The organism is Marinobacter sp., assembly GCF_041687235.1.
Taxonomy (GTDB): Bacteria; Pseudomonadota; Gammaproteobacteria; order Pseudomonadales; family Oleiphilaceae; genus Marinobacter.
In genome coordinates this window covers 36,201-49,830 of the sequence record NZ_JAWLCH010000003.1, presented here as the reverse complement: position 1 = coordinate 49,830, position 13,630 = coordinate 36,201, and the positions used below count along the sequence as shown (strand labels likewise).

Annotated in this window: 11 protein-coding genes; 7 read left to right on the top strand and 4 right to left on the bottom strand. The window is 59.1% G+C overall.

Annotation, left to right across the window (positions count from 1 at the left end):
• Window positions 1-1,458: an Asp-tRNA(Asn)/Glu-tRNA(Gln) amidotransferase subunit GatA gene (gene gatA / locus ACESMK_RS05715; RefSeq protein WP_372996157.1), complete on the bottom strand. Its 1,458-nt coding sequence runs from the start codon at window positions 1,456-1,458 to the stop codon at window positions 1-3.
• A gap of 75 nt (window positions 1,459-1,533) precedes the next feature.
• A complete protein-coding gene (gatC, locus tag ACESMK_RS05710; protein WP_372996155.1) occupies window positions 1,534-1,821 on the bottom strand; it encodes an Asp-tRNA(Asn)/Glu-tRNA(Gln) amidotransferase subunit GatC in 288 nt (95 codons plus the stop codon).
• 374 nt (window positions 1,822-2,195) lie between these two features.
• On the opposite strand from gatC, the gene ACESMK_RS05705 reads away from it, so the two are divergent.
• From ACESMK_RS05705 to ACESMK_RS05675, 7 genes are read left to right on the top strand one after another with little or no spacing between them, the layout of a single operon-like run.
• Window positions 2,196-3,236 (top strand): rod shape-determining protein, encoded by a 1,041-nt coding sequence (locus tag ACESMK_RS05705; protein WP_091990808.1) that lies wholly within the window; start codon window positions 2,196-2,198, stop codon window positions 3,234-3,236.
• 29 nt (window positions 3,237-3,265) lie between these two features.
• Entirely contained in the window at window positions 3,266-4,162 is an 897-nt protein-coding gene (gene mreC / locus ACESMK_RS05700; protein WP_372996701.1) for a rod shape-determining protein MreC, read from the top strand.
• Window positions 4,162-4,638: a rod shape-determining protein MreD gene (gene mreD, locus ACESMK_RS05695; RefSeq protein ID WP_372996153.1), complete on the top strand. Its 477-nt coding sequence runs from the start codon at window positions 4,162-4,164 to the stop codon at window positions 4,636-4,638. Before mreC ends, mreD begins: the two co-directional genes overlap by 1 nt.
• A gap of 2 nt (window positions 4,639-4,640) precedes the next feature.
• Window positions 4,641-5,246: a Maf family protein gene (locus ACESMK_RS05690; protein WP_372996151.1), complete on the top strand. Its 606-nt coding sequence runs from the start codon at window positions 4,641-4,643 to the stop codon at window positions 5,244-5,246.
• On the top strand, window positions 5,243-6,724 hold the full coding sequence (gene rng / locus ACESMK_RS05685) for a ribonuclease G (protein WP_372996149.1): 1,482 nt from the start codon (window positions 5,243-5,245) through the stop codon (window positions 6,722-6,724). The genes ACESMK_RS05690 and rng overlap by 4 nt, the downstream gene beginning before the upstream one ends.
• Window positions 6,725-6,764: 40 nt before the next feature.
• Window positions 6,765-10,520 carry a YhdP family protein gene (locus ACESMK_RS05680; RefSeq protein ID WP_372996147.1) on the top strand — a complete coding sequence of 1,252 codons (3,756 nt, stop codon included), beginning with the start codon at window positions 6,765-6,767 and terminating at the stop codon, window positions 10,518-10,520.
• A gap of 33 nt (window positions 10,521-10,553) precedes the next feature.
• Window positions 10,554-11,396 carry a carbon-nitrogen hydrolase family protein gene (locus tag ACESMK_RS05675; RefSeq protein ID WP_372996145.1) on the top strand — a complete coding sequence of 281 codons (843 nt, stop codon included), beginning with the start codon at window positions 10,554-10,556 and terminating at the stop codon, window positions 11,394-11,396.
• On the opposite strand, the gene yjgA is transcribed toward ACESMK_RS05675, so the two are convergent.
• Together yjgA and mgtE are read right to left on the bottom strand one after the other, a co-directional pair.
• The gene (gene yjgA, locus ACESMK_RS05670) at window positions 11,389-11,919 is read right to left on the bottom strand and encodes a ribosome biogenesis factor YjgA (protein ID WP_372996143.1); all 531 of its coding nucleotides are present in this window, start codon (window positions 11,917-11,919) and stop codon (window positions 11,389-11,391) included. The two genes, ACESMK_RS05675 and yjgA, sit on opposite strands and share 8 nt — an antisense overlap.
• Before the next feature lie 159 nt (window positions 11,920-12,078).
• Window positions 12,079-13,440, bottom strand: a complete 1,362-nt coding sequence (gene mgtE / locus ACESMK_RS05665) for a magnesium transporter (protein ID WP_372996141.1) — start codon at window positions 13,438-13,440, stop codon at window positions 12,079-12,081.
• Between the last annotated feature and the right edge of the window lie 190 nt (window positions 13,441-13,630).

The following is a 13,630-nucleotide window of genomic DNA, read 5'->3' as shown; positions in this document are numbered from 1 at the left end:
TTATTGCGGTTCACGCTGGTGCCAGTCGGTCACCTGCTGGAATTGATGGGCGGCGTTCAGCAGACGGGCTTCGGAGAAATAATCCCCGATAATCTGCAAACCCACCGGCAAACCATCCACGAAACCGGCCGGTACCGACATGGCCGGAACCCCCGCCAGGTTGATGGCGATGGTGAATACGTCTTCCAGGTACATGGTCACCGGGTCACTGGTCTTCTCGCCCTGAATAAAGGCAGGCGAGGGCGTGGTCGGGCTCATCAGCACGTCCACTTCCTTGAAGGCATTGATGAAATCCTGCTGGATTAGCCGGCGAACCTTCTGGGCCTTGAGGTAATAGGCATCGAAATAGCCGGCAGACAGAGCGTAGGTGCCCACCAGAATCCGACGTTTCACCTCGGCACCAAAACCCTCCGCCCGGGAGCGGGTATACAGATCCATCAGATCCTTCGGATCTTCGCAGCGGTAGCCATAGCGCACACCGTCAAATCGTGACAGGTTGGCAGAGGCTTCTGCCGGCGCAATCACGTAATAGGCCGCAATAGCCAGCTTCGCATTCGGCAGCGACACCTCTTTAACCGTCGCGCCCAGCTTCTCGTATTCGGTTACAGCGTTGCGAACCTGCTGCTCCATTGCCGGGCTGAGCTGGTCGCTGAAGTACTCCTTCGGCAAGCCGATCTTCAGACCTTTCAGCGGCTCGTTCAGTGTGGCCGTGTAATCCGGCACCTCGCGGTCAATCGACGTTGAGTCCTTCGGATCAAAGCCTGCCATTACATTCAGCATCAGCGCATTATCCTCTGCGCTCCGGGCAAGAGTGCCGCCCTGGTCCAGACTGGAGGCAAAGGCAATCATCCCGTACCGGGATACCCGGCCATAAGTTGGCTTCAGCCCGGTAACACCGCACAGTGCCGCAGGCTGGCGAATCGAGCCGCCGGTGTCCGTGGCCGTCGCTGCCGGCACCAGCCGAGCCGCTACCGCTGCCGCAGACCCGCCGGAGGAACCGCCCGGCACCCGCTTATCACCCTGGCCCAGACCCCAGGGGTTGGTGGTTGCGCCAAAATAGCTGGACTCGGTAGACGACCCCATGGCGAACTCATCCATGTTGGTCTTGCCCAGACACACCGCGCCGGCCTGACGGAAATTCGCCGTGACGGTTGCATCGTAAGGCGGAACAAAATTCTCCAGCATCTTCGAACCACAGGTGGTGCGAACACCGTTGGTGCAGAAAATGTCCTTGTGAGCAAACGGAATACCCGTCCAGGGCGTTGCATTCCCCGCCGACCGCTGTTCGTCCGCTGCCCGGGCATCGGCCAGGGCCTGCTCTTCGGTGACGGTAATAAAACTGTTGTACTTCTTATCTTCCCGCTTGATGCGGTCAAGGAACTGTTGCGTCAGCTCCACACTGGAAACCTGGCCGCTCTCCAGTTCCCGGGAAAGCTCTGCTACGGATTTGTTATGCATGATGAATCCTGAAATCGCTGTTCGTCAGATCACTCAATTCCCGTGAATCACTCAATCGCTCATTCACTCGATTGCTTATTCAATAACCCTGGGAACCAGATAAAGCCCGTTCTCGGTAGCCGGCGCAATCGCCTGGAACGCCTCCCGCTGATTGGTCTCCGTCACCTCATCGGCGCGCAGGCGCTGGACCGCATTCAGCGGATGGGCCATGGGCTCAACCGAATCGGTATCGGCCGCCCCCAGTTGATCCACCAGATCCAGGATATTGCCCAGATCCTTCTCCAGGGCCGAAACCTGCTCGTCATCCACACGAATGCGGGCGAGCACAGCGACTTTCTCAATGTCCTTACGGGAAATGGTCACGCATTGCCTCCCAGGTAAATGAAATGTCGGTAATAAATCTTTTGAAAAAAGAGGGCCGCTCAAGGTTCTGGGGCCGTTCGGGAAGTCCTTTTCAAAACTGTAGAGGGCCAAGGATGGCCCGAAACAAGCGCACAGGGATGTGCTCGTAGCGTGTTTTGAAAAGGACTTCCCGAATGGCCCTTCACCAAGGCCAGAAAACCAAAGCGAGTATGGTAACAGATTCGAACAATGGCGGGAGGCCCCAGCCCATAAGGTAAATGTGTGAACCGTAAGGCGTGAGGCCCGTTCGCGCCTTGCCTGCAGGGGTGCTCACTGCTAAAGTTGCCGCATCTTTTCTTTGCGACTGCAACTCTCAGGTTGAAACTACACGAATGTTGATCAAAAGACTCCGAGGCTTATTTTCAAGCGACCTGTCCATCGACCTGGGCACCGCCAACACCCTTATCTATGTCCGCGAGCGCGGAATCGTCCTGAATGAGCCCTCGGTAGTGGCCATTCGTACCAACAATTCCCAGAAAATGGTGGCCGCTGTCGGCTCCGAAGCCAAACGCATGCTGGGCCGTACCCCTGGGAACATTACCGCCATACGCCCCATGAAAGATGGCGTGATTGCGGATTTCGTGGTTACCGAAAAAATGCTCCAGCACTTTATCCATAAAGTGCATGAGAACAGCTTCATTACCCCGAGCCCCAGAGTGCTGGTGTGTGTACCCAGCAAGTCCACCCAGGTAGAGCGCAAGGCCATTCGCGAATCCGCACTTGGCGCCGGCGCCCGTGAAGTATTCCTGATTGAAGAACCCATGGCCGCCGCCATCGGCGCGGGCCTTCCGGTGGAAGAAGCCAGCGGTTCCATGATTGTCGACATCGGGGGTGGCACCACCGAAATCGCCATTATCTCCCTGAACGGCATCGTCTACGCCGAATCAGTTCGGGTTGGCGGTGACAAGTTCGATGAAGCCATCGTGACCTACGTGCGCCGCAACTACGGCAGCCTCATCGGTGACTCCACCGCCGAGCGCATCAAGCACGAAATCGGTTGCGCCTATGAGGGGCTCGAAATCCGCGAGATCGACGTCCGCGGCCGCAACCTGGCCGAGGGTGTGCCCCGCGCCTTTACCCTCAACAGCGAAGAAATCCTCGACGCGTTGCAGGAATCCCTGGCGCAGATCGTTCAGACCGTCAAGAGCGCTCTCGAACAATCGCCGCCTGAACTGGCGTCTGATATTGCCGAGCGTGGCATTGTGCTGACTGGTGGCGGGGCACTGCTGCGCGGGCTGGACAAACTGATCAGCGAAGAAACCGGCCTGCCGGTCATTATCGCTGAAGACCCGCTGACCTGCGTTGCCCGAGGTGGTGGCAAGGCGCTGGAAGTGATTGACCGGGGTGGCATCGGAATGTTCTCCCAGGAGGGATAATCCTGTGGGGAGGGCTCGCCATTAAAACCATCTTTGTCCAGGGGCCTGTTCCCGGGTTCAGACTCCTCATCGTTCTCCTCGTATCGGCAGCCCTTGTGGTTGCCGATGCGCGTTTCGACAAGCTCTCAACCGTGCGCAGCACCATCGCAACCGGCCTGGCGCCTGTGTACTGGCTGGGCAATGCCCCCTACGAGTTTACCGACTGGGTGGCCGGCCTGTTTGAGAACAAAAAGGATCTACAGGAAGAGAACGAAGATCTTCGGGCCCGTTTGCTGATCCTTGAGCGCAGGGCTCTGAAATATGCGGCTCTTGCCTCAGAAAACAACGAGCTTCGCCGCCTGATGAACTCCTCCGAAGTGCTGGATGACCGGGTGATTGTGGGCGAAGTGGTCGGTGTCTCCCCGGATCCTTTTTCCCACGAAATCATCATTAACAAAGGGCGCAGCGACGGATTGTCGCCAGGCCAGGCTATCCTCGATGCCCATGGCCTGATGGGGCAGGTGGTGCAGAGCAGCCAGATCACCTCCCGGGTATTGCTGGTTTCTGATAGCAGCCATGCGGTTCCGGTGGAAGTCGTGCGCAATGGCTTGCGGGCGATCCTGCTGGGCACCGGCGATACCGATACCCTCGATCTTGTCCATGTGCCGGACACCGCAGATATCCGGGAAGGCGATCTGTTGGTCAGTTCCGGCCTTGGCGGCCGTTTCCCCCGGGGTTATCCGGTGGCGGAGGTCAGTCGTATCGCCAAGGAGCCGGGTGAGCCGTTCGTTTCTATCGAGGCCACCCCGAAGGCACAGCTTAACCAGAGCCGCCTGGTGTTGGTGGTATTCCCGCCGGAAGGCTTGTCACCGATCGAGGATGACACCGCTGAAGGCGAGCCCAACGTCAACATTGGCGCGGAAAACACTGAGGGAGGGCAGGACTGATGTTGTCGGTAATCAGCTATCCGGTCTTCGTACTCTCCGTCATTGTCGCCCTGGTGTTCAGTATTTCCCTGTTCCCTGTCGGCTGGTTTGAATTCCGCCCCGAGTGGTTGGGGCTGGTGGTTTTCTACTGGACATTCAGGGCTCCGGCCCAGTTCGGTATCCTGCTGGCCTGGTGTCTTGGCTTATTGCTGGATGTGCTTGAAGCCACACCACTTGGCGTGAACGCCATGGCCATGGCATTGATCGCCTTCCTGGTGCTGACCATTCACCAGCGTCTGCGCATGTACCCTATGCCCCAGCAGTGTCTGATGGTATTCCTGTTGTTGGGTATCAATCAGATGCTCGTGCATTTCGTGAAGCAGTTGCTGGGTGCCGACGATGCCGGTTTCAGCTATCTCTGGCCGGCCCTGACCAGCGCGCTGATATGGCCGGTGTTCTGTATTCTTCTGGACAATATTAACCGCAAACTGGGTTAGCCATGCCACAAATCATTCTCGCCTCGGCCTCGCCACGCCGGGCGGAGCTGTTGCAGCAAATCGGCCTGAATTTTTTGGTTCGTCCGGCGGATATTGATGAAACACCCGAGCCCGCAGAAACGCCGGAGCATTATGTGGAGCGGCTGGCGCGAGAGAAGGCAATGGCAGTGGCCGAATCCGCCGGGAACTGTCTGGTGTTGGGGTCTGACACCTCGGTGGTGCTTGATGGTGTGATCCTTGGCAAGCCTGCGGACCCGGCTGACGCCAGAGCAACCCTGGCCCGGCTATCTGGCGCCACTCATCAGGTCATGACCGCCGTGGCACTGACGGCAGAAGGGCAGTGTCAGTCCTGCCTGGTGATTACCGAGGTACGCTTCAGGGAGCTCTCGGCAGGCGAGATTGAAGCCTATGTTGCCAGCGGCGAGCCCATGGACAAGGCCGGAAGTTATGGAATTCAGGGCCTTGGTGGTATTTTTGTTAACGAGCTCCGGGGTAGCTACAGCGCCGTGGTTGGTCTGCCGCTGCAGGAAACCGCAGCGCTGCTGGCAAGTGCCGGTTACCCGGTCTGGAGAAACTGGCCGCGCAGTCTGGAGAGCCAAGCGTCATGAGTGAAGAGATCCTGATCAACGTCACCCCCGTGGAAACCCGGGTGGCCCTGGTTGAAAACGGCATGCTGCAGGAAGCCTACATCGAGCGAACCAGCAGGAAAGGCATCGTCGGGAACATCTACAAGGGCAAAGTGGTGCGTGTTTTGCCAGGCATGGAAGCGGCGTTCGTCGATATTGGTCTGGAACGGGCGGCATTTATCCACGCCTCCGATGTGGTTCCGAGCCAGTCCAATGGCGATGAGGCGTCCGATACCCCGAAATCCGTTCCAGACATTCGCAGCTTGCTACGTGAAGGGCAATCCCTGGTCGTTCAGGTCACCAAGGATCCGATTGGTACCAAAGGTGCCCGGCTGACTACCCAGCTGTCGATTCCGTCCCGGTACCTGGTGTTCATGCCTGGTGTCAGCCACGTCGGTATTTCCCAGAGAATTGAAGACGACAACGAGCGAGCCCGCCTGAAGGCCCTGGTTGAAGAAGCCGCTGCGGAAGAGCAGGAGGTTCAGGGGGGGTATATCATCCGGACGGCAGCTGAGGCAGCCGCTCCGGAAGACCTGATCGGTGATATGGCGTACCTGCACCGGTTGAGTCAGTCCATTCAGGAACGGATTGCTAGGGTTCAGGCCCCGGCCGTGGTTTATCAGGACCTGCCGCTGTTTATCCGCACGATCCGCGACCTGATCCGGCCCCAGACTGAAAAAGTGCGCATCGACAGCCGCGAAAGTCACCAGCGGGTCATGGAATTTGTCCAGGAGTTCGTCACAGAATTTGCCGACAAGGTGGAGTATTACCCCGGCGAACGCCCTATCTTTGACCTCTATTCGGTGGAAGACGAGATACAGAAAGCTCTGAGCCGGAAGGTGCAGCTCAAGTCCGGTGGCTATGTGATCATCGACCAGACCGAGGCCATGACCACCATCGATATCAACACCGGCGCATTTGTCGGGCACCGTAACCTTGAGGAGACCATCTTCAAGACCAATCTCGAAGCTGCCCGTGCCATAAGCCGTCAGCTGCGTCTGCGCAATCTCGGCGGTATTATCATTATCGATTTTATCGACATGGAAGATCCGGAGCACCAGCGCCAGGTGCACCGCATGCTGGAAAAGATGCTGGAGCGGGATCACGCCAAGACCAAGATCACCGGGGTTTCCGAACTCGGCCTGGTGGAAATGACCCGCAAGCGCACCACGGAGAGTCTTGGCCAGGTGCTCTGCGAACCCTGCCCGATCTGTGACGGGCGCGGGTTCCTGAAAACCACGGAAACCGTTTGCTACGAAGTCTTCCGGGAAATCCTCCGGGTCAATCGAGCCTACGACGCCGAGAGTTACCTGGTGATGGCCTCCCAGAGTGTGGTGGACCGCCTGCTGGATGAGGAATCGGACAACGTGGCTGATCTTGAAACCTTCATCAGCAAGACCATTCGGTTCCAGGTGGAGCCGTTCTACAGCCAGGAGCAGTATGATGTTGTCCTGCTCTGATCCCGGGAAACTCCGTCGGTTCTTGGGTTAAGGGATCAGGATGTCCACCGCCGATCACCAGCCGCCGCTTCCGGAGAATCTGCCTGAAAGCCCTCCCGTCCGGCTGTTGGCGCGAGTTGCCAGTCTGATCTGGTGGTCGTTGTTGACGCTGCTGGTGCTACTTGCCCTCTATGCCGGCGTCGGGCGCCAGCTGACCCAGAATGTGGACAGCTTTCGGGACGATCTGGCCCGCGAATTGTCAGACCGACTGGGCCATGATGTCAGCATTGGCAGCCTGTCCTCGCAATGGTATTGGCTAGACCCCTCATTCACCGCCCGTGATATCCAGATCAGCCATCCTGATACCGGCATTGGCGTTGCCAACCTCCAACATCTGAACATCCGATTCGACGCGCTCGCCTCGCTGATGCGTCTGAGAATCGTGTTCGAGGATTTTGAGGCGGACAGCCTGGAGCTGACCGTCAACCAGGAACGAAGCGGCGATGTGGCTGTCCGGGGCGCGGAAATCCCGGAGCCGGTCAGCAACCAGCTGCAGGAGTGGCTGGAACTTGCCGGCAACTGGTTGTCCGACCCCTACGTCAAAATCACCCGGGTCCACCTGGGTATCCGGGACAATCAGGGCAATCTCCGCCATCTGGACATCCCCCAGCTGGATCTGGACTACCGTCGTGGTCTCTTCCACGCCTCGGGCCGCGCCATGCAGTCCGGAACCACACAGCAGCTGGCCAGCTTTGCCCTGGTGGGCCGGCATTTCTTTCGCGGTGATTTTACCGGCCAGTTGTATCTCGATGTGGACTCCGGTCGACTGTTCGACGGGCTCATTGACGAGTACCAGTGGCGGACGCTCCGGGTAGAAGGGTTCGACCTTGGCGGAGAGGCGTGGCTTACGTTCCGGAATGGTCTGCTGCAGCAGGTCACAGGAACGGTGAGGACACCATACCTGCAGTTGGGCGTCGGGTATGAGTCCCTGGCGCCCCTCGAGGATATTCAGGCCAGGTTCGGTTGGCGTCGTCACGGTTCGGTGATGACCGACGAGACCATGGACGAATCCGGCGCTTTTGCCCTGGGGGAGTGGCATCTGAAGGAACTTGAGTGGACCTGGGATGGCGATGTGGTGTCACCCTTCAGCCTGCGCCTGGCACCCTCGGAAGGCGGTATGTCAGTGATCGCCGACGCTTTGCCGCTGGCCCCTACCCGTCGTCTTGCCGCCAGGCTCCCGTTACTGCCGGAGCCCGCCCTCAGGGCCCTGAACAACTATCGACCAGGAGGCTTCCTCGATGATCTGAAAGTCTACCTTCCCGATGGGGCTCCGGAGGCATTTGAGCTTTCAGGGCGGTTGAGAGAGGTCAGCGTCCGGGCCCATGGTGGTGCGCCCGGTGTTACCGCCGTGAATGGTGATATTTTTCTGGACCGGCGCAATGGTTACGTCCGGGTAGCGGCCGGAGAGTCACCGGTCTCCCTTGAGTTCCCCGAGCTGTTCGGGGGTGCCTGGTCATTCCCGGTCTTTGAGGGGGAGGTCGCCTGGCAACTGGACGGCGCCATCACCCGGGTGTTTTCAGATGGCATTCATATGGGCTACGGCGAGGATACCGAACTCGACGGCGCCTTCGATCTCAGAATGGATCGCGGGGGCGAGGACAATCTCGGGCTGAGGGTTTCGGTGAAGAACGGCCATGCCGGAATGCTGGCAGACTTTGTGCCGGTTAAAGCGGTTGATCCCGGCCTGTATGAATGGCTGACCACCGCTATTACTGAAGCAGACATCACCTCCGGAACCTTCTTCGGCCATGGGCAGATTGGGTCTGATGCGCCCAGAGGGTCGTTTGTTACGTCCATGGTTTACGAATTCGACCAGGCAACTGTCCGCTACGATGACAACTGGCCTGAGGTCACCGCGGCCCGGGGCAGCGTGCGGGTTCACAATGGCAATACCCTGGTTAATCTCGAAGCCGGCCAGACCGGAGGCCTGAGCCTTGATCCGGGCACCATCCGGGTTATCCCCGCCGACGATGGCGCCCGGGTACAGGTGGATACCTCGGCTCTGGTGCCTGGAGAGTCGGTCGGTTACTGGATGGATAACAGCCCACTGGGAGAAATGGCAGGCGCGGAAGCGCGGAAGCTCCAGTACGGTGGCCAGTATCAGCTGGATCTTGGGATTGATCTGCCACTGGGTGGCGAGCAGCCACCCGTGGTTCAGGCGGGCATAGCCGTCGAAGAGGGCTCTGTATCCTACCCGGCTGCCGGGTTGGCATGGGAGTCGATCCGTGGCGACCTTGCCTACCATAGTGAGGACGGTTTCTCGGGAGGCCCGCTGACTGCCAGCTTTTTCGGTGAGCCGGTGAACATTGCTTTCAGCACCGCACGCGCAGGGAATGCACTCCGGATCCGTCAGTCGGGCAGATTATCGGTGCCCGAAGTGTTTGCCCGGGCGGGGCTTTCGAACGATTCCGGCTTTGGTCTGCAAGGGACGGCTGGCTATACCGCTGAACTGGACGTGGGTGCCGAGTCGACCTCTGGCATCCGTGTGCGCTCCAGCCTTGAGGGATTGGCCGTTGACTGGCTGGAACCCCTCTCGAAAACCGCGGGCGAATCGGCGCCTCTCCGGGCGACCATCAATCCTTCCGCCAGTGACGGCCTTGGCATTACCGGCGATTGGGAAAACCGGGTTTCCTTCGACCTGCTGTGGAAAGACACCGGATTCGACCTGCGCCTCGGGCGTCTCTATCTCGGTGACCAGGCGCTGAATGACATTGATATCAATGCCCTCGACCTTGGTGACCGCTGGGTGGTTACCACCAGCTCGGAACGGGCAGAGGGCCGGCTGGTGCTTCCCGGGGGAGATGAGACAATCAAGGCGGATTTTGAGGTGCTCCGGCTTGTCCGTAGTGAGGATTCTGGTGAAGAACCGCCGGATTTGCTGACTTTTGAAGAGCAACTGGAAGCCTTTCGCGCTCTCGATATGGGCAGCTGGCCAGACATTGATGTAACAATAAGAGACCTTCGGCTGAACGAGGAATCCCTCGGCCAATGGGCCTTCCGGCTTCGTCCTGAGCCCTTTCGGCTGAAGGTGAATGACATCGAGGGGCGTCTCAATTCGCTGACACTGCTTGGGGATATGACCTGGAGTATTGTCGGAGACCGGGAAACCAGCCGCTTTTCGGGTTCCATTACGGGGGGCGCGCTGGCGGATCTGAACGAACTGCTCAATGCGGAAATGCCGGTCACCAACGCGGGCACAAACATTGAACTGGATCTGGACTGGCCGGGCCGGCCGGATGAGTTCTCCATACCCGAACTGAGTGGTTCGGTCAGCCTGCGCCTGGATGAGGGCGTGATTCTTGAGCGAAACAACACGGCCCAGCTGTTCCGGGTCTTCAATCTGTTGAACTCCGATACGCTCTGGCGGCGGCTGAAGCTCGACTTCTCCGATCTTTACGAAAGGGGCGTGGCGTTTGATGCGATTTCCGGCAAGGCGCAGATCGTTAACGGATTGCTGACCATGGATCCGGAGTTGCAGATCGTGGGGCCATCAGGGGCCTTCAAGCTCAGTGGCGCCACCAATATGGCCGATGAGCAACTGGATATGCGGCTTGTGGTTGTGTTGCCCCTGACCCAGAATCTGCCCCTGGCAGCTCTACTCATGGGCGCCGGTGCACCGATCGGCGGCGCATTGTTTGTGCTGGACAAGATTCTGGGTGATCCTCTCAGCAAGCTTACCAGCGCAACCTACAGTGTGACCGGTACATGGGATGAGCCGGAGGTGGACCTGCAACGGGTATTCGATACCGGCGAGTAACCTTTTTCGTGTTTGGCAACAGCGGAGGCAATCATGAGCGAGCGTGTTTCCAGCAGGGTCGCAGCCATTCAGGTGGTCAGCAATCATGATATCGAGGCCAACCTGGCTGAAGCGCAGCGATTGCTGGCGGAGGCCGCCCGGCAGGGAGCCTCGGTGGCGGTGCTGCCGGAGAATTTCGCGGTACTGGCAACCGGTCAGATGCTTGAGTGCGGTCGCAGGGAGGCGGGCACGGAACCGGTCATACGAGCATTCCTTGCGGAACAGGCCAGGCAACTGGGGATCTGGATTGTTGGTGGCTCCCTGCCGGTTGCCAGGCGACCGGATGGTTCAGAGATCGCGGACCGGGTCCGGGCAACCTGCCTTGTCTATGACGACAAGGGCCGGGAAGTCGCCCGCTACGACAAAATCCACCTGTTTGATGCCATGGTGGAAGACGCCCATGGCCAGTATCGGGAATCCGATACCTTTGAACCGGGTGAGCAAGTGGTAACCGTTGATACGCCGGCGGGGAAACTGGGTCTGGCTATCTGTTACGACCTGCGCTTTCCCGAATTGTTCCGGGCGTTAAGAGAGCAGGAGGTGGACTGGGTATGCCTGCCGAGCGCATTTACTTGGCAGACCGGTGACGCCCACTGGTATCCGTTGATCCGGGCGCGCGCCATCGAAAACCAGGTTTGGGTGGTTGCGCCCGGGCAGGGTGGTCAGAACAGTGAAAAGCGCCGGACTTATGGCCACAGTCTGATCTGCGATCCCTGGGGGAGGGTGGTGACCGACATTGCCGAAGGTCCGGGTGTCGTCGCCACCGAGCTGGATCTGCATCAGGTGGCCAATCTTCGCACCCGCATGCCTGTCTGGGAGCACCGTCGGCTTAGCTGATCGCCTCAGCGTCGTCGATGCATTCCCGGAGATAGCGGAACAGTTTCCGGGCCTGCCCCGTGTTCTTCTGTTTCTCGACGTCCTTGCGGGCGTTGCGGGCCAGGTTGCGCAGGTGCTGCATGTCCGCACCGGGGCAATAGCTGAAGAACTCCCCGACCACTGAATCGCCCTCGGCAATCATGCGATCCCGCCAGCGCTCCGCCAGATGGTGCCGGCGGGTGTGTTCCTCGCTCCCGGCATCAAAGGCGTCGATGGCTTTCGCCAGGGCCTCAGGATCGTCTTCCTGGCGAATGACCTTGCCGATGTATTGCAGGTGCCGGCGCTTGGCCTCGTTCTGGCGGATACGGCGGGATTCTTCAATGGCGGCCCGCAGGGTATCGCTGATCGGCAGGGTTTCCAGCTGATCGTTGCTCAGGTCCAGCATCCGTTTGCCAAGATCCTGCAGGGCGTGCATTTCCCGTTTCAACTGGGATTTGCTGGGGCCGTCGTATTCTGGTGTATCGTTGTCGTGGTTGTCTTTCATAAGTTCAGCCTGGTTGTCGGGTTACGCTGCGCTAACCCGACCTACAAAAAAGAGCACCCAACGTAGGTCGGATTAGCGCAGCGTAATCCGACACCCGATCAAGCACAGAAATTCCCGCCAACCGTAGGTCGGATTAGCGAAGCGTAATCCGACACACTGCTAGGCGTAGAAAATCGTCGCGAGGCCAAGAAAGGCCATAAACCCGACCACATCCGTAACGGTCGTGAGAATCACGCTGCCGGCAAGAGCCGGGTCAATATTACGCGATTTGAGGAACAGTGGCAGAACGGTACCCACCAGGGCTGCGGCAACGAGGTTTATCACCAGCGCTGCGGCAATGATCGCGCCAATCAGCACCTCCTGGAACCAGAGCATGGCGGCTCCCGCAACCACCGCGGCCCAAAGCAGGCCGTTGAGTATGCCCGACAGAAACTCCCGGTTCAGCAGCCAGCCAACATTGGCCCCGCTGATTTGGCCCACAGCCATACCCCGGATCACCAGGGTCAGGGTCTGGCTGCCGGCAATACCGCCCATGCTGGCAACAATTGGCATCAGGACCGCAAGCGCCACCACTTTGGCAATGGTTTCTTCAAACAGGCCGATTACGGCAGACGCTGTAAGTGCGGTAAGCAGGTTGATACCGAGCCATACGGCCCTGCGCCGCGTGGTTTTCCAGACCGGGGCAAAGGTATCCTCGTCTTCATCCAGACCGGCCATACTCATCAGTGAATGGTCAGCATCCTCCCGGATAACGTCAACCACGTCATCGATGGTGATGCGACCCAACAGCCGGCCGTCCTCGTTCACCACCGGCGCCGAGATCAGGTCGTAGCGTTCAAACAATGTCGCTACCTTGGTGTCGGAAAGGCTTACGGGAATAGGCTCGATGTCGGTATCCATCACTTCCCGCACGGTGGAGGCAGGGTTGGATACCAGCATTTTGGTAATCGGCAGCATGCCAATGAAGTCATCCCGCCGGCTGACGACAATCAGGCTGTCGGTCATCGGAGGCAGTGTGCGGTGTCGGCGAAGGTAACGCAGTACCACGTCAATACTGATGTCCGGGCGCACCGTAATGGTGTCCGTGTTCATCAGGCCGCCGGCGGTGTCCTCCGGGTAGGAGAGCACTTCCTCCACACGCTGGCGATCCTGCTCGTCCATGGTGTCCAGGACTTCCTGGATTACCGTGTCCGGCAGCTGCTGCAGCAAGTCGGCCAGATCGTCCGACTCGAAATCCTCGATGATATCCGCCAGTTCCTGGGCGTTCAGCTGGCTCAGGAAGTAACCACGGATATCATCGCTCAGGTACTGGAGAACTTCCCCTTCCAGCTGCTTGTCGACCAGGTTCCACAGCAGGGCACGCTGCCGGGGCGGGGAGGATTCCAGCAGGTGGGCAATATCACTGGGGCTCAGGCCACCGTTCAGGATGCGGGCAACCTGCTTCAGTGCGCCACTGTCCAGGGCTTCGCTCAGGGAGCGAAGGCGCTGGCGGGCCTGGCTTTTTTCCAGAATATCGGTCATGAATCACCCGGCGTCAGAAAACGCCTGTATTATAGCGGAGTTAGGCGCTATCGGTGAGAAAGAGTTGTAGGTGAATGCCGTACGAGCGACGAATTACTCGCCCTCACCAAAATAGTCATTGATCAGCGCGACCAGGGCCTCTATGGCCTGCTCCTCATCCGGGCCGTCGGCCATGAGCTCCACATCCGTG